The 25,880-nt window shown below is 62.1% G+C and carries 24 protein-coding genes; 9 read left to right on the top strand and 15 right to left on the bottom strand.

Translation table 11 applies throughout. From position 1 onward, the window contains the following. The first annotated feature begins 8 nt into the window (after positions 1-8). A complete protein-coding gene (locus E8A46_RS17840) occupies positions 9-1,073 on the top strand; it encodes a hypothetical protein (protein ID WP_291563490.1) in 1,065 nt (354 codons plus the stop codon). 75 nt (positions 1,074-1,148) lie between these two features. On the opposite strand, the gene E8A46_RS17845 is transcribed toward E8A46_RS17840, so the two are convergent. From E8A46_RS17845 to E8A46_RS17865, 5 genes are all read right to left on the bottom strand, one after another. Further along, positions 1,149-2,066: an amidohydrolase family protein gene (locus E8A46_RS17845; protein WP_291563493.1), complete on the bottom strand. Its 918-nt coding sequence runs from the start codon at positions 2,064-2,066 to the stop codon at positions 1,149-1,151. Positions 2,067-2,108: 42 nt separating this feature from the next. Continuing rightward, positions 2,109-3,758: an acyl-CoA synthetase gene (locus E8A46_RS17850; RefSeq protein WP_291563496.1), complete on the bottom strand. Its 1,650-nt coding sequence runs from the start codon at positions 3,756-3,758 to the stop codon at positions 2,109-2,111. 24 nt (positions 3,759-3,782) lie between these two features. Next, complete coding sequence (locus E8A46_RS17855) at positions 3,783-5,663, bottom strand: TRAP transporter large permease subunit (protein WP_291563499.1); 1,881 nt, start codon at positions 5,661-5,663, stop codon at positions 3,783-3,785. 33 nt (positions 5,664-5,696) lie between these two features. Continuing rightward, positions 5,697-6,716: a TRAP transporter substrate-binding protein gene (locus E8A46_RS17860; protein WP_291563501.1), complete on the bottom strand. Its 1,020-nt coding sequence runs from the start codon at positions 6,714-6,716 to the stop codon at positions 5,697-5,699. A 92-nt stretch (positions 6,717-6,808) separates the two neighbouring features. Next, entirely contained in the window at positions 6,809-7,075 is a 267-nt protein-coding gene (locus tag E8A46_RS17865) for a hypothetical protein (protein ID WP_291563504.1), read from the bottom strand. 435 nt (positions 7,076-7,510) lie between these two features. On the opposite strand from E8A46_RS17865, the gene E8A46_RS17870 reads away from it, so the two are divergent. After that, the gene (locus tag E8A46_RS17870) at positions 7,511-8,542 is read left to right on the top strand and encodes an esterase (protein ID WP_291563507.1); all 1,032 of its coding nucleotides are present in this window, start codon (positions 7,511-7,513) and stop codon (positions 8,540-8,542) included. Between the two features lie 52 nt (positions 8,543-8,594). Here the strand turns inward: E8A46_RS17870 and E8A46_RS17875 are convergent, their stop codons facing one another. From E8A46_RS17875 to E8A46_RS17900, 6 genes are all read right to left on the bottom strand, one after another. After that, positions 8,595-9,632, bottom strand: coding sequence for a S1/P1 nuclease (locus E8A46_RS17875; RefSeq protein WP_291563510.1), 1,038 nt, complete (start codon positions 9,630-9,632; stop codon positions 8,595-8,597). A gap of 93 nt (positions 9,633-9,725) precedes the next feature. After that, on the bottom strand, positions 9,726-10,532 hold the full coding sequence (locus tag E8A46_RS17880) for an enoyl-CoA hydratase/isomerase family protein (protein ID WP_291563512.1): 807 nt from the start codon (positions 10,530-10,532) through the stop codon (positions 9,726-9,728). A gap of 105 nt (positions 10,533-10,637) precedes the next feature. Continuing rightward, positions 10,638-11,360: a LamB/YcsF family protein gene (locus tag E8A46_RS17885; protein ID WP_291563515.1), complete on the bottom strand. Its 723-nt coding sequence runs from the start codon at positions 11,358-11,360 to the stop codon at positions 10,638-10,640. A 31-nt stretch (positions 11,361-11,391) separates the two neighbouring features. Continuing rightward, entirely contained in the window at positions 11,392-11,850 is a 459-nt protein-coding gene (locus tag E8A46_RS17890) for a DoxX family protein (protein WP_291563518.1), read from the bottom strand. A 73-nt stretch (positions 11,851-11,923) separates the two neighbouring features. Further along, entirely contained in the window at positions 11,924-13,276 is a 1,353-nt protein-coding gene (locus E8A46_RS17895) for an MFS transporter (RefSeq protein WP_291563522.1), read from the bottom strand. A gap of 44 nt (positions 13,277-13,320) precedes the next feature. Further along, the gene (locus E8A46_RS17900; RefSeq protein ID WP_291563525.1) at positions 13,321-14,310 is read right to left on the bottom strand and encodes an amidohydrolase family protein; all 990 of its coding nucleotides are present in this window, start codon (positions 14,308-14,310) and stop codon (positions 13,321-13,323) included. 164 nt (positions 14,311-14,474) lie between these two features. Here E8A46_RS17900 and E8A46_RS17905 point away from each other — a divergent pair, with 164 nt between their 5' ends. The 7 genes from E8A46_RS17905 to mazG all read left to right on the top strand — a co-directional run bounded on the left by E8A46_RS17905 (position 14,475) and on the right by mazG (position 20,078). Beyond that, positions 14,475-15,005: a MarR family transcriptional regulator gene (locus tag E8A46_RS17905; protein ID WP_291563528.1), complete on the top strand. Its 531-nt coding sequence runs from the start codon at positions 14,475-14,477 to the stop codon at positions 15,003-15,005. A gap of 114 nt (positions 15,006-15,119) precedes the next feature. Continuing rightward, positions 15,120-15,743: a nitrile hydratase subunit alpha gene (gene nthA, locus E8A46_RS17910; protein ID WP_291563531.1), complete on the top strand. Its 624-nt coding sequence runs from the start codon at positions 15,120-15,122 to the stop codon at positions 15,741-15,743. Continuing rightward, positions 15,740-16,399, top strand: a complete 660-nt coding sequence (nthB, locus tag E8A46_RS17915) for a nitrile hydratase subunit beta (protein ID WP_291563535.1) — start codon at positions 15,740-15,742, stop codon at positions 16,397-16,399. The genes nthA and nthB overlap by 4 nt, the downstream gene beginning before the upstream one ends. Further along, a complete protein-coding gene (locus E8A46_RS17920; RefSeq protein ID WP_291563538.1) occupies positions 16,396-16,779 on the top strand; it encodes a nitrile hydratase accessory protein in 384 nt (127 codons plus the stop codon). The genes nthB and E8A46_RS17920 overlap by 4 nt, the downstream gene beginning before the upstream one ends. 130 nt (positions 16,780-16,909) lie before the next feature. Continuing rightward, on the top strand, positions 16,910-17,155 hold the full coding sequence (locus tag E8A46_RS17925; RefSeq protein ID WP_291563541.1) for a hypothetical protein: 246 nt from the start codon (positions 16,910-16,912) through the stop codon (positions 17,153-17,155). Positions 17,156-17,484: 329 nt separating this feature from the next. Continuing rightward, the gene (locus E8A46_RS17930; protein WP_291563544.1) at positions 17,485-19,074 is read left to right on the top strand and encodes a hypothetical protein; all 1,590 of its coding nucleotides are present in this window, start codon (positions 17,485-17,487) and stop codon (positions 19,072-19,074) included. 188 nt (positions 19,075-19,262) lie between these two features. Next, positions 19,263-20,078 (top strand): nucleoside triphosphate pyrophosphohydrolase, encoded by an 816-nt coding sequence (mazG, locus tag E8A46_RS17935; RefSeq protein ID WP_291563547.1) that lies wholly within the window; start codon positions 19,263-19,265, stop codon positions 20,076-20,078. A 49-nt stretch (positions 20,079-20,127) separates the two neighbouring features. Here mazG and hflX read toward each other — a convergent pair whose 3' ends face one another. The 4 genes from hflX to E8A46_RS17955 all read right to left on the bottom strand — a co-directional run bounded on the left by hflX (position 20,128) and on the right by E8A46_RS17955 (position 25,734). Next, positions 20,128-21,510, bottom strand: coding sequence for a GTPase HflX (hflX, locus tag E8A46_RS17940; protein WP_291563550.1), 1,383 nt, complete (start codon positions 21,508-21,510; stop codon positions 20,128-20,130). An 11-nt stretch (positions 21,511-21,521) separates the two neighbouring features. Further along, positions 21,522-21,770, bottom strand: a complete 249-nt coding sequence (gene hfq, locus E8A46_RS17945) for an RNA chaperone Hfq (RefSeq protein WP_006020546.1) — start codon at positions 21,768-21,770, stop codon at positions 21,522-21,524. Positions 21,771-22,023: 253 nt separating this feature from the next. Next, positions 22,024-23,394 carry a sigma-54 dependent transcriptional regulator gene (locus E8A46_RS17950; RefSeq protein ID WP_291563553.1) on the bottom strand — a complete coding sequence of 457 codons (1,371 nt, stop codon included), beginning with the start codon at positions 23,392-23,394 and terminating at the stop codon, positions 22,024-22,026. 18 nt (positions 23,395-23,412) lie between these two features. Next, the gene (locus E8A46_RS17955; RefSeq protein WP_291563556.1) at positions 23,413-25,734 is read right to left on the bottom strand and encodes a PAS domain-containing sensor histidine kinase; all 2,322 of its coding nucleotides are present in this window, start codon (positions 25,732-25,734) and stop codon (positions 23,413-23,415) included. Positions 25,735-25,880: the final 146 nt, after the last annotated feature.

The raw sequence follows: 25,880 nt of genomic DNA on the forward strand, positions 1-25,880 counted from the left end.
GGGGTAACATGAATAGACTGGGCCTTTTCTTATCTGCAGCTTTTGTCGCCGTCATCGCGTCCACCGCCGCATGGGCCGTTACCGACGGCTCATTCACCGCCAACGACGAGCAGGGAAAGCCGATCGACGGGGCTACGGTTACGGTGAAGATTGAAAAGAAGCCGGATCCGCAGAAGCCCAGGGCAGAAAAGCCGGTGGTGCAGAAAATAGAAACTCGCACCGGCACGACCGGAAAGGTCGATCTGCAATATGACGAGAAGATTACTTCCAAAGATGATTACATCGCCATTATCGAAGCAAAGAGAGGCGGAAAAACCTGGACGACGACAGAGCCATTGTCGTCGCTGGTAGGCGGCGCACCGATCACGCTTAAGCGCGTCGTCCCGACCTCGGTCTCGACCAGAACCCCGACCACTTATACGCCCGTTTCACCGGGGACCGGCCCGGTCCCGTTCTCGGGCTTCGGTTTCAGTGGCTTCATGAGCGTCAATGCCGGTGAGCAAACCAACAAGGAATACTCCATATTTAGCGATATGCTCACGAATACTCTGCAGGATTCCAACATCCGGGTTGGCGGCGGATTTGGCGGTGTTTGGAATATCCCGGTCAGTCCGGGTCTTTTGGTGGGTCCCTACGCCAGCGTCAACTTCCCCCACCAGTCGCTCATTCGAAGATTCCCCGGCGGCGGTTCGATTGGCACGTTCGACTGCGCCGTCGTGGATTTCGGCGCGCAGTTCGGCATTCCCTGGAGGATGACGGACAAGGACGCTCTGCTTTACTTCCAGGTTGGAGCGGCAGAGACCGAACAGCACCTGAAAATCGACTTCATGACGTCCTCAGTCGATAGGCAAAGCATTTGGGGCTGGACCGTGGGAGCCGGGGTCGCGATGCAGCCCCAGGGCTGGCAGATTGCCGACAAGCGCGTATCGGTATTCGCGCAGGCGAACTGGACCAACTGGCAGGACGGCCGGTACGTAAGCCCGCTTGCATCACAGGGCTTCCTCTATAACGTGCAGCGCGATGACCTCACGTTCAGGGGGGGAGCCACGATCTGGTTCAATTCGGGAAACTGAGAGGCAGCGCTTCGGCCACATATTGAATCGGTATCCGCGTTCCGGATGAGGTGACACGCACGGCCTGGCGCCGTGCTATCCCCACCTCAGCCGTTCGAGGATCGACTTGCCCATCACCCAGTCCTTGTCCTGTTCGGACAGGAACGACAACTCCTCGGAGAAGTGGGTGATGCGCTGCTTGTAGGTAGCCTTGTCGAAACCGTTGGTCATGTCACTGCCCCAATAGCAGCGCTTCGGGCCATAGGCATCGAACAGCCGTTTGATATGCGGCGTGAAATCGCGGAACGGATAGGCTTCCGACGAGTAGTTTGGTGCCGCCGACAGCTTGACCGAGACGTTTGGATATTTGGCAAGCGAAACGGTCTGGCTGACCGCGTCAGCGATCCGGCCTTCCCTGGGGGTATTGCCGCCGATGCCCATGTGGTCGGCAATCAGTTGCAGGCGCGGATGGCGCTCCGCAACGTCGGCAAGCCGTACATTTTGGCCGTCCGTCAGGAACATGACCGGAAGGTCGGCTTTCTCAGCCGCCGGCCAGAACCAGTCCGGCGTGCCGTCGGTCAGCCACGCCTGGGCCGGACCTAGAAACGTCAGCCGCACGCCGAGCATGCCCGGCTGCTCCCGCCACTTCGGCAGCAGCGCCGCGGCCTGCGGGTTCTTCAACGGGATGCGCCCCATGACCGCGAAGCGATCCGGATGACGCCTGGCCGCCTCGAGGGCGTAATCGTTGCGATCGCCCGGCCATGATGGCGGCACGACCACGACGCGATCGACGCCGGCCTGATCCATCAGCGGTACGAGCTTCTCGATCGTGAACGGCTCCGGCATCTGCGGCTTCATGCCGGGGACCCATTTCCAATCCTCGGATTCCGCCTTCCACAGATGCACCTGGGCATCAACGATGGTGCGCCTGGCCGACTGGGCCGTTACCGCTTGCGATGCCAGCGCCACGCCAGCGGCGAGCGGGGAGGCGACAAATTGCCGACGCGACAACATGCAAACCCTTCTTTCAAATTAGACCGTTCAGACCGGGGCGCCCTACGCCGAAATCGCCTTTGCCGAATTGACCTGATTGCGCAGCATGAATTTCTGGATCTTGCCGGTTGAGGTCTTCGGAATCGGACCGAACACCACGGATTTCGGCGTCTTGAAGCCGGGCATCTGTGCGCGGCAAAAGGCGATGATCTCGGCTTCGGTGGCCTGTGCGTTCTCTTTCAGTTCGACGAAAGCGCAGGGGACTTCGCCCCATTTGCCGTCCGGTTTCGCGACCACGGCCGCGAACAGCACCGCGGGATGTTTGAAAAGCACGTCCTCGACCTCGACCGAGGAGATGTTTTCGCCGCCGGAAATGATGATGTCCTTCGAGCGATCCTTGATGATGACGTAGCCGTGTTCGTCGAGCACGCCGAGATCGCCGGTGTGAAACCAGCCGCCGGCAAAGGCCTCACTGGTGGCCTTTTCGTTCTTGAGATAGCCCTTCATCACGATGTTGCCGCGGAACATGACCTCGCCAATGGTCTCGCCGTCGCGCGGCACTTCCCGCATGGTCTCGGGATCGATCACGGTGACGGCTTCCTGCAGCGGGTAGGGCACGCCCTGGCGGCGCTTGAGCTGTGCGCGCTGATCGGCGGGCAGCTCGTCCCAGCCCGGCTGCTCCGCGCAGACCGAGGCGGGACCATAAACTTCGGTCAGGCCGTAGACATGCGTCAGCTTGATGCCGATGCTTTCGGCGCCCTCGAGCACGGCAACTGGAGGTGCTGCACCCGCGATCAAACCGACCACGGGGCGCGCGCCCGATTTCTTCGGCGCGTCGGGCGCATTGATCAGGGTGTTGTAAACGATCGGCGCCCCGCACATGTGGGTGACACCGTGCTTTGCAATCAATTCAAAAATCCTGGTGGGATCGACCTTGCGCAGGCAGACATTGACGCCAGCCGCCGCCGCGATGGTCCAGGGGAAACACCAGCCGTTGCAATGGAACATCGGCAGCGTCCAGAGATAGACCGGATGCTGGCCGAGATTGGCGGCGAGGATGTTGCTGACCGCGTTGAGGTAGGCGCCGCGGTGATGGGTGACGACGCCCTTGGGGTTGCCGGTTGTCCCCGAAGTGTAGCTCAGCGCGATGGCGTCCCATTCATCCTGGGGCAGGCGGGTGGCGAAACCTTCGTCGCCCTGCGACAGCGCGTCCTCATATTCGATCTCGCCGATCCGCTTTCCGCCCGCGAAGGCCTTATCGTCAACATCGATGACAAATGGCTTCTCGCCCTTCATCAGCGCCAGCGCCTCGGCGATCACGCTCACAAATTCCGGATCCACCAGGATGATCCTGGCGCCGCCATGATCGAGCTGGAACGCAATCGAGGAGGCGTCAAGCCGGATGTTGAGCGCGTTCAATACCGCGCCGGCCATCGGAACCGCGAAATGGACCTCGTTCATCGCCGGGATATTCGGCAGCATCGCCGCGACCGTGTCGCCGGGACCGATGTTCCGGCGCGCGAGATATGACGCAAAGCGCCGGCAGCGCGCATAGGTCTGCGACCAGGTGAAGACGCGGCCCTCGTAGACGGCGCTGGTGTGATCAGGATAAATCGCCGCCGTGCGCGCCAAAAAGCTCAGCGGCGTCAAGGCCACGAAATTGGCGGGCGTTTTCTCCAAGCCGATACTGTACTGGCTTTGCTGTCCACCCATCGGTCACCTTCCATTCCGCCTTACCTAGAGGAATCCGATCGAGATCCACGGAAAAATCGCCACGATGATCAAGCCGGCCATCAGCGCCAGCAGATAGCCCCAGATCGGACGAATACCCTCGGCGGGGTCGACGCGCCCGATGGCGCAGGCGGCATAATATCCCACTCCGAACGGCGGGGCGAACAGTCCAATGCCCATGGCGAGGATGATAATCATCGCATAATGGACCTCGTGAACGCCAACCGCGCGGGCGATCGGAAACAACAGCGGGCCGAACAGCACGATCGCCGGAATACCTTCGAGCACGCTGCCCAGAATTGTGAACGCCACGATCGATACTGCGATAAACGTGGCGGAACCGCCGGGCAGGCCGGTCATCGCGGTGGCAAGCGCGCGCGAAAATCCGGATTGGGTCAAACCCCAGGCCATGCCGGTGGCGGTGCCGATGATCAACAGGATCGCGCCCGACAGGCAGGCGGTCTCGATCAACATCGGCATCAATCGCCGCCAGTCGAAGCGGCGATAGATCAGCAGGCCGACGATAAAGCCATAAACGATCCCGATCGTGGAAACCTCGGTCGCGGTCGCGATGCCCTCGACGACCGCGGCGCGGATCACGAAGGGCAGCGCGAGCGCGGGAAGGGCGATGACGAAGGACCGGATGATCTCCGCGCCGCTGGCGCGCTTGACATGACTGAGGTCCTCGCCGCGATAGCGCCACCACACCAGCGCCGACAACGTGATGGCCAGCACGACGCCCGGCAGCAGGCCGCCGGTAAACAGTGCCGAAATCGAAACGCCGGTCACCGAGCCGATTGTGATCAGCACAAGGCTAGGCGGGATGGTTTCGGTCTGCGCGCCGGTGGCCGCGAGCAGGGCAACGAGATCGCCCGGCTTGGCGCCGCGCTGCTTCATTTCCGGAAACAGCACCGGCGCCACCGCCGCCATGTCGGCGGCTTTTGAGCCGGAGATGCCCGACACCAGATACATCGCGCCCACCAGCACGTAATTCAGGCCGCCGCGCACATGGCCGAGCAGGCTGGCCAGAAACGCCACCATCGCGCGCGCCATGCCGGCCATCTCGATCAGCAGTCCGAGGAAGATGAACAGCGGCACCGCCAGCAGGATCAGATGGCTCATGCCCTCGTCCATGCGTCCGACCAGCACCATCAGCGGCGTGCGCGTAGTCAGCGCTAGGTAGCCAAAAATCGCAAGTCCGAACGCGAAGGCGATCGGCACGCCGGCGAAGACGCAGAAGCCGACCACGCCAACGAAGAAAATGATCAGATTGAGGTTGCCGAGCGGACGCAGCCACGGCGTCGCCAGCCAGAAAACCGCGATCAGCAAGGCGACCGACAGCACCGCGCGCAGCACGAGCCTGATATCGCCGACCCGCACCAGCCGCAGCAACGCAAACAGCGCCATCAGGCAGACGCCGACCGGCAGCGCCGCCGCCCGCCAGATATTGGGTATCTGTAGCGCCGGCGTGGTGATGAAGCTTTCCTCGTAAGCGTATTGATAGGCCGGCCCGACGATCAAGAGCAGAAAAGCCAGCGCGGCGCTGGTCGCCACGACGTCGAGATAGGCCCGCATGGCGGGCTTCGCATTGGCGACAACTGCCGTCATCCGCATGTGTTCGGAGCGGCGAAAAGCCACCGCGGCCCCGAGCATCGCCAGCCACAGGAACAGGATCGACGCCAGCTCATCCGACCAGATCAAGGGCCGCTGCAGGCCGTACCGCGCAACGACGCCTGCGAACAGCGTGAACACCTCGGCGACAACGAGCAACGCGGCCGGAATCTCGACCAGCATTCCGAGCCAGCTTTCGAGTGTCACCGCCAGCGCACGGCGGCGAGGGGACACCACCCCGCCGGTCGCCGCCTGCGCTGTCTCGGCGTGAGCCATCATCGTCCCTTGATCATCGTCTGGATCGGCCCGCTACGACAGTTTGCCGACGGACTTCTCCAGTATGGCCCACGCCTCGTCGCCGTATTTTCCCTTCCATTCGGAATAGAACCCGGCCGAGCGCAGTTTCTCGCGGAAAGGCGCTACATCCGGCTGATTGAAGATCAACCCCTTGCCCGCCAGGTCCTCGCGCACCGTAGCGTTGAGTTTCTCGGTATCGGTGCGGGCTTTCAGCGCCGCAGCATTGACATTCTTTTCCACGATCGTCCGCACGTCGGCGGGCAGCGCTTCCAAGGCCCGGCGGTTGGCCAGGAACCAGTAGCCGTCCCACATGTGGTTGGTCAGCGAGCAGTACTTCTGGACCTCGTACAGTTTGGCGGTGGAAATCAGCGCCAGCGGATTTTCCTGGCCTTCAACGATCTTGGTCTGCAACGCCGAATAGACTTCGTTGAAGTTGATCGAGGCGGGGGCCGCGTCAAACGCCTTGAACATCGAGGTCCACAACGGCGACACCGGCACCCGGATCTTGAAGCCCTTATAGTCGCCGGGTCCGTTGATGGGCCTGGTCGAAGAGGTGGTCTGGCGAAAGCCGTTGTCCCAGATCTTCTCAAACGCCACGATGTTGGCCTTGGCAACCTCTCGGCGTACAAACGCCCCAAGATCGCCATCCATGGCCTTCCAGACTGTAGGATAATCCGGGAAGGCAAAACCCATCCCGTTGATCGAGGCGGCCGGCACCAGCGTCGCCAGGATCAGGCCGGACATTGTGAAGAATTCGACGCCCCCGGAACGGAGCTGGCTCAACACGTCGGTGTCGGCGCCGAGCTGGTTGTTCGGGAAAATCTGCAGGTCGAAGCGGCCATTGGTCTCGGTCTTGATCGCCGCTGCCATTTCCTTGGAGCGAATGTTCAGGGGGTGCGAATCCGGCAGGTTATTGGCAAATTTGTAGGTAAATTCGGCCTGCTCGGCCCGCGCGACAAACGGCGCGCCCACGCTGCCCATCACAGCCGATGCCGCCGATGCCTTCAATAGCGTCCGCCGCGAAAAGCCCATCTGTTATCTCCCTGAATTATTCTTATGGATGGCATCATACGGGCCCGGCACCGCCGGGTCATCAGCCGTTTCGGTCCGCTTGTTGCCCGCTTTCAACGGAAATACCAAGCCTTTGCAATCATCTCTCTTGGGGCAATTTCTCTGCCGGACCGCGCTCTCGGAACCCACGGCGACGATCCGCTGGAGCGCTCGTCCATGGGGACCTCGCGCCAGGCATCGTTGCCGCCGCCGTCGCGTTCGCTGCGCCGCGCGCCCATCGCCACCAGCTCGCGATCATCTTCGATTGGTCTGGGTCTGTGGCTCATCAAAGGGCGGCGGCAGAACGCGCTGGGGACGCGGCGGTGCTGATCAAGCGCCATGATGCGATCCACGAGGTCACGCAGTGGCGCTCCATTGGAAGCGCGAACATCCGGCTGTAGGAAGGCGGGCGGTTGATGTTGTCCGCCAAGCGCCTGAAAATATCGTGGAAGATCAAAATCCGGCTATAAGCATTTGAAATGACGTGGAATAAAATATTCCATAATATACCTTATGCGAATCCGACGTATTGGGTTCTGTCGCCGGACTTGATCTTCCGCGTTCCACCGAACGCCCTCTCGCCTCGACGCCCCGGGCCAAGACCGGGATTCGGCCATGCGCTTCGCGGGCTACTGCATCACGCAAAGGAGCATTTCTCCAAGAGCGAAGCTAGGATATTGCCCAGTGAAATCCGAAACGATCCGGCATCGCAAATCCGGATTCGATCCAGTTCAAAAGGGGCGCCAGAACGCCTCGGTCTTGGGAAGGAAAGCTCGATGCGCGCAATTTTGATTGTCGCCAGCCTTTGTTCGATCGCCGTTTCCGCCAGCGCGCAAACCCCTCGCCCCGATCCCGGCCCCCTCACCATCGCCCGGCAAGGCAGCTTCTTCATCGGCGGACGCGACGTTAAATCCGAGACGCTGTCGACCCTTCCTGCCTACGCCGCGTCCGGCACCATCACCGTCGACCAGATGTATGTGCGCTACCAGGTTCCCAGCGGTGCGCCGGGCGTCCCGATCATTTTGATCCACGGCTGCTGCCTGACCGGCAAGACCTGGGAAACGACGCCGGACGGTCGCATGGGCTGGGATGAATACTTTCTCCGCCGCGGCCATCCCACCTACGTTATCGATCAGGCTTGGCGCGGCCGTTCCGCCGCCGACCCGTCCGCGATCAACGCGGTTCGCAGCGGCAAGGCCGCAGTGGACCAGCTGCCGACGGTGTTCTCGGCCGGCCGCGAGGGCGCCTGGGCCATCTTTCGGTTCGGCAAGGAATATCCGCAGCTGATGCCGGGCATGCGCTTTCCCGTCGCGGCCCAGGCGGAATTCTGGAAACAGCTGGTCCCGGATAGCCTGAACAGCCTCCCTACCCCCAACCCGACCGTCCCTGCGCTTTCGGAACTGGCGCAGAAGATCGGCGGCACGGTGCTGATGAGCCATTCGCAGTCGGGCATCTACCCGTTTCAAACCGCGGTTCTGAGCCGGAAAGGCATCGCTGGTATTGTTTCCATCGAGCCCGGCGCATGTCCCGCTCCGACCGACGACATGCCCCCCTATGCGGGCCTGCCTATGCTGGTGTTATTCGGCGACTATGTGGACGAATTCCCGCGCTGGGCGCCGCGGTTGAAGAACTGCCGCGCCTTTGTTGCCGCCGCGAACGCGGCCGGCGGCAAGGCAGAGCTGCTGGTGCTGCCCGACATCGGGATCAAGGGCAACACGCACATGCTGATGCAGGACGACAACAATCTCGATATCGCCGATATCCTGCTGGACTGGATCGGCAAGCATGTAACCGCTTCGGCACAGTAGACCGCAAAACAAGCGACAAGAGCCCGGTCTGCATCGGATCAGAACCGGGACTTTAGGGCCAGATCGCGTTCAGGATTTCGGCCAGCCTTGCTCCGCCTTTGGCCAGCTGCTTGCGCTTGATCGCATCTTGCGCGCGCAGATAGGCGACGTGATCGTCAAACGCGACCGACCAGGTGTTGGCTGGCTCGGTCTGGATCAGCTTGAACGTCAAGCCTCTGAAAGCATCGTGCGAAACGAGGATGCTGTCGGAAGCCCACGCGGCCGGCCAGTCTTCGATGCGGCCCTGGCTGGCCGAGACCTCGCGCGCATCCGACAACAATTCCCTGGTTGCGGCATCCCCGATATCGGTCGGAATGTCATCCCACTCGTGATGCAGGTTGACGTTTTGATCCTGGATCGCGTTACCCCCGGAGGTCGCCGTCGCTGGATCGACCGCGTGGGCGATATCCGAATCGACGCGCCTGCCGTTGGCATCGAGATAAACCGAACCGACATGCAGGGGCTGATGCAGGTCGCCCAGGAAATGGGCGAGCATGAACAGCGCCTCCTTCTTGTCCTTGATCGAGAACGGGAACGGTGGCGCCATGGGCTTGTCGGTCAGCACGGCGATCGCTGCGCCGATAACCGCGACCAGGTCATGGGGATTTTGGCCCTGGAAATTTCGATCGAAGCGGGTTCGCTGGACGGCGATGTCGTCGAAATGGAACGTGTTGTGGCAGCCGCGTTCGAAACCGTCCGGTGTATAGGAGCAGGTGTCCCAGTTTCGACGGACATAGTCGACGATCCGGGCCCTCTCCTCCTTCGCGCTAAAGGGGGTGCAGGGAACTTCGAACTCCAGATGGTTGGGGTCCACTTCGTAGCGAAACGTGCCATCGTCATGGCGGACGACGCTCTTCACGCAATCGGCCCAGGGACCTGCGGTTCGCAAATCGAAGCCAAGGATCTGGCGAACCTGCTGTTTGGCGTTCGGTTTCAGTAACTGATCGGCGATCGAGCCGACCACCTTGTGGCCCTGGTAGCCCCAGGCCGACACGGTGGTTGGGTAAACGAGACAGAGTGCACAGGAGAGCGCGAGGACCGCTTTCGACATCGCCTGTCCGATCGGTCATGAAAAACGCCGCTATGAAACTGCTCCTACAGGTTGCATTTGTCAACGAGGCAGCCTGTGCTTCCTTTGGAGGTCCTAGCGCCCCCTGAAGCGCGGCTTGCGCCGCTCCAGAAACGCCGCGACGCCTTCCTTGTGATCGTCGGTCAGGCTCGCCAGCGCGAACTGGTCGACATCCATATGGCTGGCGAGATCGTCGAGCGCGTAGGCCAGGCGGTTGACGGTCAACTTGGTCATGGCGACTGACAACGGCGGCTGCGCGGCCACTTTGGCCGCAAGCGTCATCGCGGCGTCGAATGCCTTGCCGGGATCGGCGACCTCCTCCACCAACCCCCATTCAAGCGCCTCGGTGGCGCTGATGCGCTGGTCCGCCAGGATCACCGCCTGTTTGGTCCGGGCCGGTCCCATCAAATGCAGCATCCTCGGGATGCTCTGCCAACTCATGTTCATGCCGAGCCCGATTTCAGGCACCCGCAGATGGGCATCGCGGCCGATGACACGGAAATCAAGCGCCACGGCGAGCGCTACGCCGCCGCCGATGCAAAATCCCTCGATGGCGCCGATGGTGATCTGCTCCATCTCCTGCCAGGCGCGGCTCAGCCGGGGTCCAAGTTTCAGATGCCGGCGCAGCGAACCGATATCCATGGATTTGCGCAAGCGGCCCTCTGAATCCTTCAGGTCAAAGCCCGCGCTGAACGCCCTGGCGGCCCCGGTGAGCACAACGACCGAGGTGTCGCCGTCATCCTCGAAACTGCGCGCCGCCTGGGTCAGTTGGCGCAGCGCTTCCGGCGACAGCGCATTGATGCCGTCGCCGCGGTCAAAACGCACCACCGCGACGCGGCCTTCCGGACCAAGGCCCTTCTCGATCGTCACAAAATCGGTCACCGATGTGCCTCCCTGCCCGCCATTTTCCGCAACGATAGCGCAAAACAGCGGAAAAAGGGCGGAGAGCCTGCGGCCGCATGCATCGTGTTCGCATTCGATCGGCGACTACGGACGGCGATCCATCACCGCATCGCGCACGGCGCGGGCGACTTCAACGGCATTGGGCGTATCCGAATGGACACAGATTGAATCAGCGCGTACCGGAACATCCCGGCCATGGATGCTCCTGGTCTTGCCTTCGGCGATGGCACGCAGGCAGCGCGACGCGGCCTCGGATGGATCCACGGCTTTATGCTCGCGCGTGATGATCAGACTGCCGTCATCATCATATTCGAGATCGGCGTAATATTCCGCGATGAACCTGTGGCCGCGAGCGCTGTACACGATCTCGTGCTGGGTACCGATCAAACCCATCAGCGGGGTTTTGAAGATATCGGCAGCATCACAGATGCCTTGGGCGACGGCTTCGCTCCGCGCCGCCATGCCGTAGAGCGCGCCATGGGGTTTGATGTGGTTGAGCACCATATCCTCGGCCTCAAGGAAGCCCTTGAGCGCGCCCACCTGATAGATGATGCAGTTGGCCAGTTCGTCGCGCGACATTTTCATTTCGCGGCGGCCGAAGCCCTGAAGGTCGGGGAGCGACGGATGCGCGCCGACCTTGACATGGTGCTGTCTGGCCAGGCGCACCGTGTTGCGCATGTGGTTGAAGTCGGAGGCGTGGAAACCGCACGCGACATTGGCGACCGAAACGAGCGGCATCAGCGCTTCATCGTCACCCATCCGGTAGAGGCCGAACGCCTCGCCCATATCGCAATTGATCGTCGTCACGGTGCTGCTCCCGGCGCGGCTTTCCCGACGCCTATTGGGACTGCGACTTTCGCCGCCACCTCGCATCCAGCGAATATGTGCCGGCGCCAAACACCGCGATCATGGCGAAGGCGCCGATCAGGCCGAGGTTCTTGAGGAAGTTGACGGTCTGCCCCTGGACTTGCGGTGCGGGCGACGCCCAGAAATTATGAAACATCAGCGTTGCTGCGACCGTGAAACCGATCAGTATAACCGCCGCCCACCGTGTCCAGATCCCGAGGACAAGGGCCGATGCACAGCCCAATTCGACCACGATGGATCCTGCCGCCAGCAAACTGCCAAGCCCGCCCTCGCCGCCCGGCAGACGCGACGCCGTCAGGCCGAAGGCGAGGATCTTTCCGATCCCGCTGTAGACGAACAGCGGCGCGAGCAGCAGGCGCGCAAACAGTAGCACCTGCCCCTGCAGCCCCTCGGCTTCCAAACCGGTGTTCAATTCGCTGGCCGTCTTCATCCTGTCGCCCCCTGCTTGTTGAATCGCCCGTAATCCTCGCCGCCCGCTAACCGATGGCCATTGCCGTTCACGGCTACTCTGCGGGCGCCACGCCGACTTCAGTGGTATTTGCCTGCAGCATGAACGATCCGATCGCAAGAGCGGCGACGATCGCCGCGCCGCCGATCGCCCAAAACACCGCTTCCGGCCCTCCGGTCGCCTGCTGCAGCAGGCCGATGACATAGGGTCCGAGAATCGCGCCAACGCGCCCCACTCCCAGCTCCATGCCGACGCCACTGGCGCGAAAGCCTGTCTCGTATGAATTGGCGGTGAAGTTGTTGAGGACGTGCTGGGCGCCAATAATGCAGAAACCGGCGATCGCCACAATCGCCAGATTGAACCCGTGTCCGTTGACGAACACCAGCGCGCCCACGGCAAGGCCACCGACGGCCCACCACCCGCCCAGCAAACGCGGCGTGCTGGCAAATCCCCGGTCCGCCAGCATGGCAAGCGCAAGCCCGCCGAAAAATGAGGTAGCCTGCATCAGGGCGCCGAAGCCAAACGACGCCGCAAAGGTTTCGCCGCGCTTGAGCATGACGGTGGGAATCCACCCCGTGAGCCCGAAGATCGCAAACAGGCTGAGAAACGCGGTAACCCAGATCGTCAGCGAGACACGGCGGTAGCGCGGGGCCAGCAGCGCCGCGATCGTATTCTGCCGCGCGGATTTCCCGGCTACCCGGAATGCGCCGCTCTGGTAGACCGCCCGCCGCTCCGGCCGCAGCCGCGACAGCAGGGATCGCAACTCGTCGATGCGCCCGTGCGCGGCCAGAAATTTGGGGCTTTCCGGCAGCACGGCATGCACGACCAGCGTCAGCGGTATCGACAGTGCACCGACAAAATACAGGATTTGCCAGCCATATTGCGGCGTCAGGAATACCCCGACCAGGCCCGCGGCAACACCACCCAACGACCAGCCCAGCGTCACCCCCCACAGCGAGAAGCGGTTGCTGAGGCGCTGGGGCGCGAGTTCATTGATATAAGTCGTGCCAAGCGGCAGCAGCACGCCGAGGCCGAGGCCGGTGAGAAATCTCAGCGCGCAGAAGCTCAGGAAATCGGTGGCCAACAAGGCGGTCAGCAGCGTCAAGACGTTGACGATCCAAAGCCCGGCCAGCAGCGTGCTTCGCCGCCCAAAACGGTCCGCCACCATTCCGTGACCCATCGCGCCGAACAGAAAGCCGACCAGACCCGAGCTGACCAGGAGTCCCGCCTGACTGGGAGCCAATCCCCAGGGCTGCATCACGTAGTGGATGACATAGGCCGGATTGAACGTGTCGTAGCCGTCGAACAAGGTGATGAGCGTGATCAAGACGCCCAGCGCCTTGTGCAAGGGTGTGACCGCCGCGCCCGCCAGTTCTTCGTGGACGTCGATTTCGGGTTGCGAACTCATGGCATCCTCCCCTGACTGGTTGACGGGCCCGCTCTCCGGCGGATCTATTTGACGGTTTGGTCGAGCTTGAATAGCGCCCTGGCGTTGTCCCGACCGATTTTATGACGATCGCCCTCCGCGATCGGCGCCGCGTCGAACCAGTCTGACGCATGGTCGATGTTCTCGAAAGGCCAATCGGTCGAAAAAAGGATTCGATCGGCGCCTATTTCCAGCATGGCATCGATGAGCGTCTGGGTCCGGAAATTCCCTGAGGTCGTGATGTAGAAATTCTCGCGGAAATAGTCGGCGATCATCCGTTTGGCCGGATAGCGATTTTGTTCGCGCATCCACTTGTTGTGGTTGTCGATCCGCCACATCGAATAGGGCAGCCCCTCGCCCATGTGCCCGATGATGATGTTCAACCGCGGATACGCGTCGAACAATCCCGATCCCATCAGCCTGAGCGCGTGAACCGCCGTTTCCTGCCCAAACGCCCAGGTCGGTCCCATCAGCCAGCGGTGGCCCTCGTAAATGGCAGCGTCTTTTGGCAGTGGATTTCGCGGGTGGAGATAGAACGGCACATCAAGCCGTTCGACCTCGGCCCAAAACGGCCAATAGGCGTTGAGGTCGTAGTAAATGCCGGATTCGTTGCCGCCGATCTGGCTGAAGCCGTTCACGAGGGCGCCGCAGAACCCAAGTTCGCCCACACATCGCTCCAGTTCGCGGGCAGCCAGGTCGGGGCTTTGCATCGGCAGCGCCGCCAGACCCCCAAATCGCTTCGGCTGACGTTGAATTTGCTCGGCGAGAAAGTCGTTCGCCCGACGCGATATCTCGCTGGCCTTGTTTTGATCGGGTATCGCCTGCACGGCCGGAGCATTCAGGGAAAGCAGCATCACCTCGATGCCGTGGGAATCCATCTCCCGCAAGCGACGGTCCTGGATGTCGAGCAGCCGGGCCTTCAGTTCAGGCCAGTCCGCCTCGGGGGAAAACCCGGCGCTGTCCTGGAGCGTCTCGTCGATCGCGAAATGCTCTTCGAGAGCGACTTTTCCATGCATCGCAGAGGCCTCCATCTTGTTCTTTGCCTGACGGGATCAGACAAGACGGCGCCATAACTTGTCAATGGTAATGTTGCAAATGCAAATGATGTCACTACAACTGCCGTCTCGACAAGATTGCGTGACACCTGCGCAGCGATTGGCCGCTGACCCGGATAAACCTCATGTACCGGCTATCAAATTCCCTGCCCTATCTTCTCGCCCGTCTCGGCGTTCGCATGGGGGAGCTCTTTGTCAGGATCGTGCGGAAGCAAGGGCTGACGCTACCGATGTATCGGGTCCTTGCGGCGCTTGCCGAACAGGGCCGTCCGCTTCGACTGAGCGAGCTGGCGGCGCTGACATCGGTGGAAATGTCGACGCTGTCGCGCCTTGTCGCCGACATGCATCGCGACGGCGTTGTCTCCCGCGAGCGACCGCAAAACGATCAGCGCAGTCTGCAGGTCGCATTGACGCCACACGGCTCGGCGCTGGCCGCCCGCTTCATGCCGGTCGCCGCTCATTATGAGAGGGTCGCTACCGGCAATATGTCGGCGAAGGACGCAGCGACACTGAAAGCGACACTTGTTCAACTCTACGAGAATCTTGACCGGTTGGAGCAGGAAGTTGAAGATGGAGAGATCGAGAAGCTGATCGGATCCGGACCGCAGCGGCGCCCGAAGCGATCAGCAAAGCGGCGCACTAAAGCCGCGCGATAGAAGGCGATTTCGAGCCAGCGCCGCAAGGCCGGCGTTGCCGGATTGAATGGGTGCCCGGTACGCACAGGCTATCACCCTCGACACCAACCGAACATTGCGTTTATTCTTGCAGCCATGACCGAACACGATCATCATCACCACGACCACTCGGAACTGTCCGAGACGGAATTGCGCGTGCGGGCGCTCGAAACCATCCTGACCGAAAAAGGCTATGTCGACCCCGCCGCGCTCGATGCCATTATCCAGGCCTACGAAACCAAGATAGGCCCGCACAACGGCGCGCGGGTGGTCGCCAAGGCCTGGTCCGATCCTGCCTTCAGGCAGTTCCTGCTCGAGGACGCCAGCAAGGCCGTGGGCACACTCGGTCACGTGAGCCGCGTCGGCGATCATCTCGTTGCGGTCGAGAACACACCAACGCGCCATAACATGGTCGTGTGCACGCTTTGCTCCTGCTACCCCTGGGAAATGCTGGGGCTGCCGCCGGTCTGGTACAAGGCCGCCCCCTACCGCTCGCGCGCGGTCAAGGACCCGCGCGGCGTCCTCGCCGATTTTGGCGTCAGCCTGCCCAGGGAGACCGAGATAAGGGTCTGGGACTCGACCGCCGAGACGCGCTTTTTGGTGCTGCCGATGCGCCCCGAAGGCACCGATGGCTGGAACGAGCCGCAGCTCGCCGAGCTGGTGACGCGGGACTCGATGATCGGCACCGGGTTTCCCAAAAGGCCGGGAGCGTCGTCGTGAACGGCGTGCATGACATGGGCGGCATGGATGGCTTCGGCAAGGTCGAAGTCGAACCGAACGAGCCGATGTTTCACAGCGAATGGGAAGCTCGTGTGCTGGCGATGGTGCGCGCGATGGGCGCGGCCGGCGCCTTCAATATCGATGCCTCGCGGTTCTATCGGGAGACATTGCCGCCGGATATCTATCTCGCGAGCTCGTACTACCAGAAATGGCTGCTTGGCCTTGAAGACCTGTTGATCGACAAGGGTTACATCGCGGCCTCGGAGATCGCGGCCGGCCACGCGATAGAACCGGCCAAGCCGCTCAAGCGCGGCAAGTTCACGGTCGGCGACGTCGAGCGCGTGATGGTGCGCGGCAAGTTCGGGCGCAACGCTCCCGCCCCGGCCAGGTTCAAGCCGGGCGACCGCGTGCGAGCCAAGAACATGCATCCGGCAACGCACACGCGGCTGCCGCGCTACACCCGCGGCCATGTCGGGGTGGTCGAGCGCAACCTCGGCTGCAACGTTTTTCCGGACTCCGCCGCGATGGAAGCCGGCGAGAACCCGCAATGGCTCTACACCGTTGTGTTCGACGGGGCCGAATTATGGGGCCCGGATGCCGACCCCACCGTCAAGATATCCATCGACGCGTTCGAACCGTATCTGGAGGGGGCATGACGGACGCCGCTGCGGCGCGCGCCACCAGCGCCCTCCCCGATCTCCCCCGCGACGACGTCGGGCCGGTGTTTCGCGAGCCCTGGGAGGCGCAGGCCTTTGCGATAGCGCTCTCACTGCATGAGCGCGGCCTGTTCACCTGGACCGAGTGGGCCGCGGCGCTTGCCGATGAAATCAAGCGCGCGCAGGCGTGCGGCGATCCCGACGATGGCACGACCTATTACCGGCATTGGCTCGCGACACTGGAGAAGCTGGTCGCGGCGAAGGGCGTCGTGACTTTGGAAGACCAGCATCGCTACCGCGACGCCTGGGACCACGCCGCCGACCGAACGCCCCATGGCTCGCCGATCGAATTGAGGCCGGAGGATTTTCGGCCATCATGACGAACATGCGCGGGCAAATCACCCGCGCACGCCAGCTATTTTAAATTAACCCCGCACTGTCTTTAAGTTGTGTTGGCAAAGCATTACGCTGGCTTGGTACACAACCATCCTTACAGGCAGGAATGAGATCATGAACATCGTGCCTCGCCACGTTGTGCAACTGGCAGCAATTTGCGCCCTTGCAATAACCTCCCCACAACTTGTCTCTGCTTCTGGTTCCGAGAATGGCGCTACGTTCTGGCTAGCGATGGGGCCGATGAGCGCCGCGCAAAAGAACCAGGGTACGCCGGGCAAATCCGATGAGGTGGCAGTGGAGCCACGCCATCACGCCAAGCACCATCGCGCCAAGCACTGGCACGCCCACCACGGCATGTGATCGCGGTCATCGCGGATTCACGGATGCGGCATCGGTGATCTCAGCCGGTTTTCTGCCTATCGGTGGAAATCACGGGCTGCTCGATTCGTATTACCGGGATGAGCCGCTCGTGTTGCGGCATTACACGGCCGATGACCTCGTCTGGCCCGGTGCATCATGACCCCTTCCCGCGATATTTCGCGCCTGCTCGACATCATGGCGGCGAGCCGGGCCATGTCGCTTTACGTACCTTTCAGCAAAGGAAGCCTATGCTGCGGAAATAGGCCGTTTGCCAGTTCTGGCCATATTCAGGCCTGACGGGCGCGGCAGGAAATTGCGGAGACGATAGCATGCACTCTGGGCGCCCCTCATCCGCCGGTTTGCCCCGCATAGGCATATTCGTCTCCGCCCGATGGGAAAACGTCGGCATTGCTGCGGCGGCGATGCTCGCCATCGGCATCCCCTTCGTGGCATTCGCAAACCTCGTGCTGTTCCACTTTTATGCACGGGGCAGCTTCGTGCTGGACACTGGCCTGCTTGCATCCCTGATGTGGCACAGCGATGCGGCCCTTACGCAACCGGCGAGCCTTGGCGGAAGCAGCTACTTCGGCACGCACGTGTCGCTGCTATTCCTGCCTGCCTCGGCGCTTAGCCGGTGTCTGCCATTGTCAATGCCGCAGTTTTTCGCCGGCATTGTTGGGTTCAGCCACGCGCTGCTGGCGCTTGCGGTATTTTGGCTGCTGGTGGAGGGCTTCGGCCTGCGGCGCGGCGTGGGACCGTGGATCGCGGCTCTCGCCGCGCTAGGCTTCGCCTTCAGCGGGCTGGCGATCGCAATTGCACGCTACCCGCATTTCGAGACGCTGATCGCGGCCTTCTTCCTGCTGTTCGCCGTGGCACAGGTGCTTGGCCATCCACGCCTCGCCGTCGTCTTTTTCGTCCTGGGGCTGGCGACCCGCGAGGATGCCGGGTTCCACTATGTGGCGATCCTCGGCCTACTGGTCATGCTGAATGCAGCCTGTGGCGTACCGTTGCGGCAGCAACGGACGGAATGCACCTTCGCGCTGGCGGCGTTGTTCTACGCCATCGCCGCGATGGCCGTGCAGCGCCTCATATTCCCGGAGACATCAGCATTCGCGCGGGTATATGTCGGTGACCCGCCCCTCGCGCATCTAGGTGCTGGCCTGATTGCACACCGTATCGGCTTCTTCCTGGTCGGCCGTCCATACATCCTGTATCCTGCTCTTGGTGCCTGCATATGGGCGCTGCGAGCACGGAACCCCTGCGTCGTGCTGGGGTTTGTTGCCGGTATTCCATGGGCGCTACTGCACCTGCTGGCGAAAAGTCCGCTCGCCGGCGCACTCGTGAGTTACTACGCTTTTCCGTTTCTTATCGCTCTGGCCTGGCCGCTGATCGGCGTGATGCGACAGCAGCAACGGACAGGGAACGCGGGCGACCCGACCTCGGTCCTCGCGGGTTTCGCCACGCTGCTGGCGTTGAGCTTCTTCCCTGGTGTCGGGATACACGATCCCGGACAACTGCCGCTTCCTCAGGCGTTCTGGGACCCGCCCTCCCGCGCACAGCAGGCTGCGACCGATCGCGCCGCGGCGGCGTTGAGCGCAGCACGACCGATGCTCGGCCGCTTGCTTGTTGACAACAGCATCGCCGCGCTCGCTCCAAATGGCTTTGCGCAAAAAGAAGTACCGTTTCTGCAAGGCAACGGATCGACGCCAAGCGAGACGACGACCTCCCCGGACACGGTGGCCTTCTTCGCCGAGGGTTACGACGCGCAGCGGTTGCGCGCGATAGCCGACGCTGCGGGCCTCGCTAGGCGTTACGCCATGCCCGGCACGCAAATCCATCTCGCAGCACGGCAGAGGCTTGAAGACGTTCCATTGCTCGCCGGCCTCATGGCCGCCGAGCAAGGCGACGCCCAGAAGTAGGCGAATCCGCTGCGACGACTTTCGGCTCACCAAGCAGCCCGAAGTAGCACCCAACGGGGCGCGCCTATTTCTGAGCCTCGCCTTGGATCTTATGGGTGGAAATCACCGGCGGCTCGATTCGTTTTACTGGGATGAGCGCTCGTGTTGCGGCATACAAGGCCGATGACCTCGTCCAGCCCCGGTGCGCTATGACCTCTTCCCGCGATATTTCACGCCTGCTCGATATCATGGCGGCGTTGCGAACGCCCGGCAGCGGCTGTCCCTGGGATCTCGAACAGAACTTCGCGACCATCGCTCCCTACACCATCGAGGAAGCCTATGAAGTCGTCGACGCCATCGCGCGCGGCGATCTCGATGACCTGCGCGACGAACTCGGCGATCTCCTGCTGCAGGTGGTGTTTCATGCCCGCATGGCGGAAGAACAGAATGCATTCAATTTCGGCGACGTGGTCGACGCGATCTCCCGCAAGATGATTCGAAGGCATCCGCATGTTTTCGCCGACAAGGACGGACGATTGACGCCATCGGACGTCAAGGGCGCCTGGGAGCGCATCAAGGCCGAGGAAAAGGCCGAACGCGCGGCACGGCGGCCATCGGACGAAACCTCTCACAAATCGCTGTTGTCGGATGTCAAAGCGGGTCAGCCGGCGCTGGCGCTCGCCATGGAATTGCAGCGTAAGGCCTCGAGCGTCGGCTTTGACTGGAACGATCCGCGCGCGGTGTTGCGCAAAATTCGCGAAGAGGCCGACGAGATCGAGGTGGCCCTCGACCGCGGCGTGGCCAGCGAGCTGGCGGAAGAAACCGGCGACCTGCTGTTCGCGCTGGTCAATCTGGCGCGACATACCGACGTCGATCCTGAACTCGCGCTACGCGGCACCAACGCCAAATTCGAGCGCCGCTTCGGCTATATCGAGCGGGCGCTGTCGGCACAGGGACGGTCCCTCGAGAGTGCATCGCTTTCGGAAATGGATGCGCTGTGGGACGAGGCGAAGGGCGAAGAGTGACCAACGCCTGAGGCGATGGATCGTGGCCTTGATCGGGATAAAGATGAGTTTATTGAACTGCGTGCGGCACGGCGTCGAAGCGGTTGACCACGATGTCGCGTTTGGTTTGATCCACTCGCACGGTCATGTCGAACCGCCCATCGTGGAATTCCTTGTTGAGGATTTCCGAATTGCGGTGCAGCCAGCTGATGCCGGCGCCATCGGCGGCGTCGATTGACAGATCCAGCGTCATGCGTGTTGCCGCCAGCCTGTCTTCGATCGCGGCGAGCAGCGCGTCGATCCCCTCCCCGGTCTCGGCCGAAACCAGGAAACACGGCCGCTCCGGCGGCCGACGGGCGGCGATATTACGCAGGTTTTCGCGGCTCTCCGGATCAAAGCGATCGATCTTGTTCCAGACCTCGAGAATGCGTATGCCCGCATCGGGGTCGATGCCCAACTGGCGCAGCACGGTTTCGACATCGCGCTGCTGCGCATCGGTATCTTCATGCGAGATGTCGCGGACATGGAGAATGACGTCGGCTTCCAGCACTTCCTCCAGCGTCGCGCGAAACGCGGCAACCAGTTGGGTCGGCAGGTTGGAAATGAAGCCGACCGTGTCCGACAGCATCGCCTTGCCGCCATGCGGCAAACTGAGCGCCCGCAATGTCGGATCGAGCGTTGCAAACAGCATGTCGGCCGCCTGAACGTCGGCGCGGGTCAGACGGTTGAACAGCGTCGACTTTCCGGCATTGGTGTAACCGACCAGCGCCACCACGCGGTATGGCACCCGCTGCCGCCCGGCGCGATGCAGCCGCCGCGTCGCCTGAACCTTCTTGATTTCGTTCTCAAGCCGCGTGATGCGCTCGCCGATCAGGCGGCGGTCGGCCTCGATCTGGGTTTCACCGGGACCACCCATGAACCCGAAACCTCCGCGCTGCCGCTCCAGGTGGGTCCACGACCGCACGAGACGGCTGCGCTGATAATTCAAATGCGCCAGTTCGACCTGAAGCGCCCCCTCCTTGGTCTTGGCGCGGCGGCCGAAGATTTCAAGGATCAGCCCGGTCCGGTCGAGGACCTTGGTATTCCAGGCTTTCTCGAGATTGCGCTGCTGGATCGGCGACAATGCGCAGTCCATGACAACAAGTTCAATCTCGTGACCGGTCACGAGCCCGACGATCTCCTCGACCTTGCCCTTGCCAAGATAGGTCGCGGGCCGGATCTGGCTCACCGATGCGATCAGGGCATCGGCGATGGTCAGGTCGATGGCGCGCGCCAGGCCGACGGCTTCCTCCAGCCTCGCCTCGGAGCCGCGCAGGGCATGCGATTCCGTTTGCGCGTCGGGATCGCCGCGGCGCATGCGCAGATAGGGGCCGATGACGATCACCCGCCCGCTTGGTTTGCCCGCTACCGACCGCGGACGGTCGGCATCCCCGTCAGGATTTCGGGGTTCCAATCAGTTCACTCTCAAGCCGGAGCATCCTCGCCGCCTTCGAACAGCTGGATCGGAGCGCCCGGCATGATGGTCGAAATCGCGTGCTTGTAGACGAGCTGCGAGTGACCGTCGCGCCGCAGCAGCAGGCAAAAATTGTCAAACCAGGTGACAATCCCCTGCAGCTTTACTCCATTGACCAGAAAGATCGTCAGTGGCGTTTTGGTTTTACGAACGTGATTAAGGAAGGTGTCCTGTAGATTTTGTGCGCGGTCTGCCGCCATTGTTTTTATCTCGCAGTCTTGTTTGCTTCTTTTTATTGAACCGATTGCTGCTCTCTATCGGAGCGTCCCCCGGTTGCCTGCACCCCTGAGATCCCCCTCCGGGGAGCGCGGCAGCGTGATTAGAAGGCAGGCTTGGTTTTTAGGCAAGCAAGTTCGCGCGTCAACTGCGCCGAACTGGGGCCCGATTCTCCGTAAAAACCCGGAAAGAGATGAAATTTCTCGTGGCCGATGAACAAACCGGCCAGTCCGGCGCTCAACCTACCCCGAGGGCCTTCAGCTTGCGATGCAGGGCCGACCGCTCCATGCCGACGAATTCCGCTGTGCGAGAGATGTTGCCGGAGAAGCGGCTGATCTGCGCCATCAGGTAATCGCGCTCGAATACTTCCCGCGCCTCGCGGAGCGGCAGGCCCATGATATGTTCGCCGTTATTACTGGTGGGCATGGCCGGCACCATCGAGCCCACGTCCTGCGGCAGCATGTCGGCCGTGATGATGACTTCCGGGCCGCCGCCAGCCAGAATCATCACCCGTTCGACATTGTTGCGAAGCTGCCGGACGTTTCCAGGCCAGACGTGGGACTGCAAGACCGCCATCGCATCCTGGCCGATCTGGCGTTTCGGCAGGCCGGTCGCGACCGAGATCTGATCCATGAAATAGTCGATGAGTTCCGGGATATCCTCTCGGCGCTCCGACAGCGGCGGGACGCGGATCGGGACCACCGACAAGCGGTGATAGAGGTCTTCCCGGAACCGGCCCTCTGCGATCTCCTCTTCCAGATTGCGGGCGGTCGAGGAAATGATGCGGACGTCGACGTTGACCTTGGTGGTGCCCCCCGCCCGCTGGAAAGTCTGGTCCACCAGCACGCGCAAGATCTTGTTCTGGGTTTCGCGCGGCATGTCGCCGACTTCATCGATAAACAGGGTGCCGCCATGGGCTTCCTCCAGCGCACCGGCCTTGCGCGGATGCTCGCCGTTGGATTGCTCGACACCGAACAGTTCGATTTCCATGCGTTCCGGCGTGATCGCCGCCGCGTTGATGACAACGAAGGGTCCGTCGGCACGGCTCGACGCATAGTGCAGCGTGCGCGCCGCCAATTCCTTGCCGGACCCCGAGGGTCCCACGATCAGAATGCGGCTATTGGCCTTGGCGGCCCGGTCGATGGTCTGGCGCAGCTGATTCATGCAGGCCGAGCGGCCGGTCAGGACGCTCGCGGCCGGGGCCAGTTGCTTGAGTTCCTTCACCTCGCGTTTCAGGCGCGAGGTCTCCAGCGCTCGCGTAGCGACCAGGATCAGCCGGTCGGATTTGAACGGTTTCTCGATGAAGTCGTAGGCGCCACGCTTGATGGCGGCGACCGCGGTTTCGATATTGCCGTGACCGGAGATCATCACGACCGGAAGATCGGCATGGTCGCGCTTGATCTGCTCCAGCAATTGCAAGCCGTCGAGTTTGCTGCCCTGCAACCAGATGTCAAGAAACACCAGATTCGGACGGCGATTTGCAATTTCCGCCAGGGCGGAATCGCTGTCGCGCGCGGTCCGGGTGGTGAAACCCTCGTCGTCAAGAATCCCTGCGACCAGGTCACGAATGTCGGCTTCATCATCGACAATCAAAATGTCATTTGCCATGGGGTCGCGCCTGTCTTGTCAGTTGCCTGTTGCGGCTTCGATTTTGGTCTGATGATTGGTCGTGTCAGCGGGCTCGGCGGTTTCAGATGCCGCGGATTTTGCTGCATGGGCCGGCGCCTCGACTGTCGGTGCGTGCCCCGATACCGCAAATCGCAACCTCACCCAGGCTCCTCGAGCACCCGGACGAACGTCCGAGGCATCATTGAGTTCGATCCGGCCGCCGTGATCTTCCAGAACCCGGCCAACGATCGCCAGCCCAAGACCGGTGCCCTTCTCGCGGGTCGTCACATAGGGTTCCAGCAGGCGCGCGCGGCTCACCTTCGGCAGGCCGATTCCGTTGTCGATGACGTCGATCACAATGTCATCGTTTTCGCGCGCGGCGATGACATCAATACGACCCTTGTCCAGCTCGCCCGCAGGCACCGCCTCAATGGCCTCCGTCGCGTTCTTGATGATGTTGGTCAGCGCCTGTGAAATCAGTCGGCGGTCAAACTGCGCCCGCATTGGCTCCCCCCTGATCTGGGCTTCGATTTCGACGTCGGGATGTCCGACCCGCATCAGAAATACGGCCTGACGCACGGTGTCGGCGACGTCCTCGCCTTCGATCACAGGCTTCGGCATTCGCGCAAAGCGCGAGAATTCATCGACCATGCGCCTGATGTCATCCACCTGCCGAACGATCGTATCCGTGCATTGCTCGAATACGGCCCTGTCCTCGGTGATCACCTTGCCGAACTTGCGGCGAATGCGTTCGGCCGAGAGCTGAATCGGGGTCAGCGGATTCTTGATTTCGTGCGCGATCCGGCGCGCGACGTCGGCCCAAGCCGAGGTTCGCTGTGCGGAAACCAGCTCCGTAATGTCGTCAAGCGTGATGATGTAGCTGTCGCGCGTCTGGCTGGTCTGCTCGGCGGTAACGCGAACCGAAAGAATCCGTTCATGGCCCTCGCGATTTATCGTGATCTGGCCCTGCACCAGCCGCTGCGTGCTCTCCCGCGCGGTTTTCATCATTTCATCGAGCTCGGGCAGCACGTCCGACAGTGGATGATCCAGCGTCTCCGATTCCGCGTGACCGATGAGCTTTTCGGCGGAGCGATTGAGAATGCCGACGCTGCCCGAAGCATCGACGCCGATAATGCCGGCGCTCGCCGACGACAATACCGCCTCGATGAACCGGCGCCGGCTGTCGATAAGGTCGCTTGCGCTCACCAATTCGTCGCGCTGGGTGCGCAGCTCCTGCGTCATCTTGTTGAAGGTTTCGCCGAGCCGCGCCAGATCGCCCTCCGAGCGGAGCACCGGTACCTGAACGTGGAGGTCGCCGGTCGAGACCATATTGGCAGCTCCCATCAGCCGGCGTATCGGGGCGACCAGCCAATTGGCGAAATTCAACCCGATGAGAATGGATGCCATCAGGATGGTCAGGGCGATGACCGCAAATATCAGCGCGAAATTCACCTGAATGCCGAGCCGGCGCGATTCGATCTCGGCATATTCGGCGACGCTTGCCTCGGTTTGTTTGAGTTGGGCGACGACGTGGGGATCAAGCAGGCGGGCGACGTAGAGGAAGGTGTCGTTGAAGGCCCGCAGCCGGATCACCGCCGCGACGTAATTCTCTTCGGGTAGCACCGCGATCTCAGGCTCGGTTTCGTTGACGTTCCTGAGGAATTCAGGCGGCGGCGCCGCGAAGGCCAGCTGGATGCCGGTTTGCGCGGTCTCCAGCACATTGCGATCCTTGTCGATCAGCATCGCCCCCGGCAAGTTGCGAGAGGCGGCGCTCGCGGTCAGCAGTTCGCGAAAGGATTTTCGATCCTGGTCATATAATGGCCGCGCGTGAGCAATATCGTTGGCCATTCCCATGATATCGCCGCGAATGAGCTGCGCGTGTCCCTGCATGTAGGCACGCGCAATAATCAGCGAGTTCTGAATCACGTCACGCGCCGGGCCTGAAAACAGGCGGTCGAGACCACGATCGATCGTCACATTGGCGACAACCGCCACCAGCACCGCCGGCAACACCGCGATGACGGAGAAAAGACTGACGATCTGGACGTGCAGCCTGGCCGCCGCCCGGCCCCGGCGCCGGGCCTGCATCACCTGCCAGACTTCGCGGAGGATGATGCCAACCAGCACCAGGATGGTGGCGCCATTCATCAGCATGAAGGAAACGGCGACTTCGCGCGTCGGCTCTATCCGGGTCAGGCCCGTGAGCACCACGAAGGTGAGGAATGCCGATAACAACGCCAGGCCGATCGCAAACGGCGCCAGCAGCCGCCGCAGGGTTAACCCCTTGGGTTCAGCGAGCGACGGGTCGAACTGGGCGGCCGAGGTGTCTACGCTGGTCATTCCGGCAAAAGATGAATTGAAGGCAAAACCGTCCGCAGCGGCGGACTGATGCATTCATATCACAATGTTGCCAAATTGCGACAATTCCGCGGCGCGCGATCCAGCTTGGGGAAGGAAACAGGCCACAAGCTGGCACCCTCCAAGGG

It is taken from the genome of Bradyrhizobium sp., assembly GCF_004799445.1.
Classification (GTDB): domain Bacteria; phylum Pseudomonadota; class Alphaproteobacteria; order Rhizobiales; family Xanthobacteraceae; genus Bradyrhizobium.

Excerpts from the sequence above, each read along its gene's own strand:
- E8A46_RS17840 (WP_291563490.1), top strand. The coding sequence starts at position 9 with ATGAATAGACTGGGCCTTTTCTTATCTGCAGCTTTTGTCGCCGTCATC.
- E8A46_RS17845 (WP_291563493.1), bottom strand. The coding sequence starts at position 2,066 with ATGTTGTCGCGTCGGCAATTTGTCGCCTCCCCGCTCGCCGCTGGCGTG.
- E8A46_RS17850 (WP_291563496.1), bottom strand. The coding sequence starts at position 3,758 with ATGGGTGGACAGCAAAGCCAGTACAGTATCGGCTTGGAGAAAACGCCC.
- E8A46_RS17855 (WP_291563499.1), bottom strand. The coding sequence starts at position 5,663 with ATGGCTCACGCCGAGACAGCGCAGGCGGCGACCGGCGGGGTGGTGTCC.
- E8A46_RS17860 (WP_291563501.1), bottom strand. The coding sequence starts at position 6,716 with ATGGGCTTTTCGCGGCGGACGCTATTGAAGGCATCGGCGGCATCGGCT.
- E8A46_RS17865 (WP_291563504.1), bottom strand. The coding sequence starts at position 7,075 with ATGGCGCTTGATCAGCACCGCCGCGTCCCCAGCGCGTTCTGCCGCCGC.
- E8A46_RS17870 (WP_291563507.1), top strand. The coding sequence starts at position 7,511 with ATGCGCGCAATTTTGATTGTCGCCAGCCTTTGTTCGATCGCCGTTTCC.
- E8A46_RS17875 (WP_291563510.1), bottom strand. The coding sequence starts at position 9,632 with ATGTCGAAAGCGGTCCTCGCGCTCTCCTGTGCACTCTGTCTCGTTTAC.
- E8A46_RS17890 (WP_291563518.1), bottom strand. The coding sequence starts at position 11,850 with ATGAAGACGGCCAGCGAATTGAACACCGGTTTGGAAGCCGAGGGGCTG.
- E8A46_RS17895 (WP_291563522.1), bottom strand. The coding sequence starts at position 13,276 with ATGAGTTCGCAACCCGAAATCGACGTCCACGAAGAACTGGCGGGCGCG.
- E8A46_RS17900 (WP_291563525.1), bottom strand. The coding sequence starts at position 14,310 with ATGCATGGAAAAGTCGCTCTCGAAGAGCATTTCGCGATCGACGAGACG.
- E8A46_RS17905 (WP_291563528.1), top strand. The coding sequence starts at position 14,475 with ATGTACCGGCTATCAAATTCCCTGCCCTATCTTCTCGCCCGTCTCGGC.
- nthA (WP_291563531.1), top strand. The coding sequence starts at position 15,120 with ATGACCGAACACGATCATCATCACCACGACCACTCGGAACTGTCCGAG.
- E8A46_RS17920 (WP_291563538.1), top strand. The coding sequence starts at position 16,396 with ATGACGGACGCCGCTGCGGCGCGCGCCACCAGCGCCCTCCCCGATCTC.
- E8A46_RS17925 (WP_291563541.1), top strand. The coding sequence starts at position 16,910 with ATGAACATCGTGCCTCGCCACGTTGTGCAACTGGCAGCAATTTGCGCC.
- E8A46_RS17930 (WP_291563544.1), top strand. The coding sequence starts at position 17,485 with ATGCACTCTGGGCGCCCCTCATCCGCCGGTTTGCCCCGCATAGGCATA.
- mazG (WP_291563547.1), top strand. The coding sequence starts at position 19,263 with ATGACCTCTTCCCGCGATATTTCACGCCTGCTCGATATCATGGCGGCG.
- hfq (WP_006020546.1), bottom strand. The coding sequence starts at position 21,770 with ATGGCGGCAGACCGCGCACAAAATCTACAGGACACCTTCCTTAATCAC.
- E8A46_RS17950 (WP_291563553.1), bottom strand. The coding sequence starts at position 23,394 with ATGGCAAATGACATTTTGATTGTCGATGATGAAGCCGACATTCGTGAC.
- E8A46_RS17955 (WP_291563556.1), bottom strand. The coding sequence starts at position 25,734 with ATGACCAGCGTAGACACCTCGGCCGCCCAGTTCGACCCGTCGCTCGCT.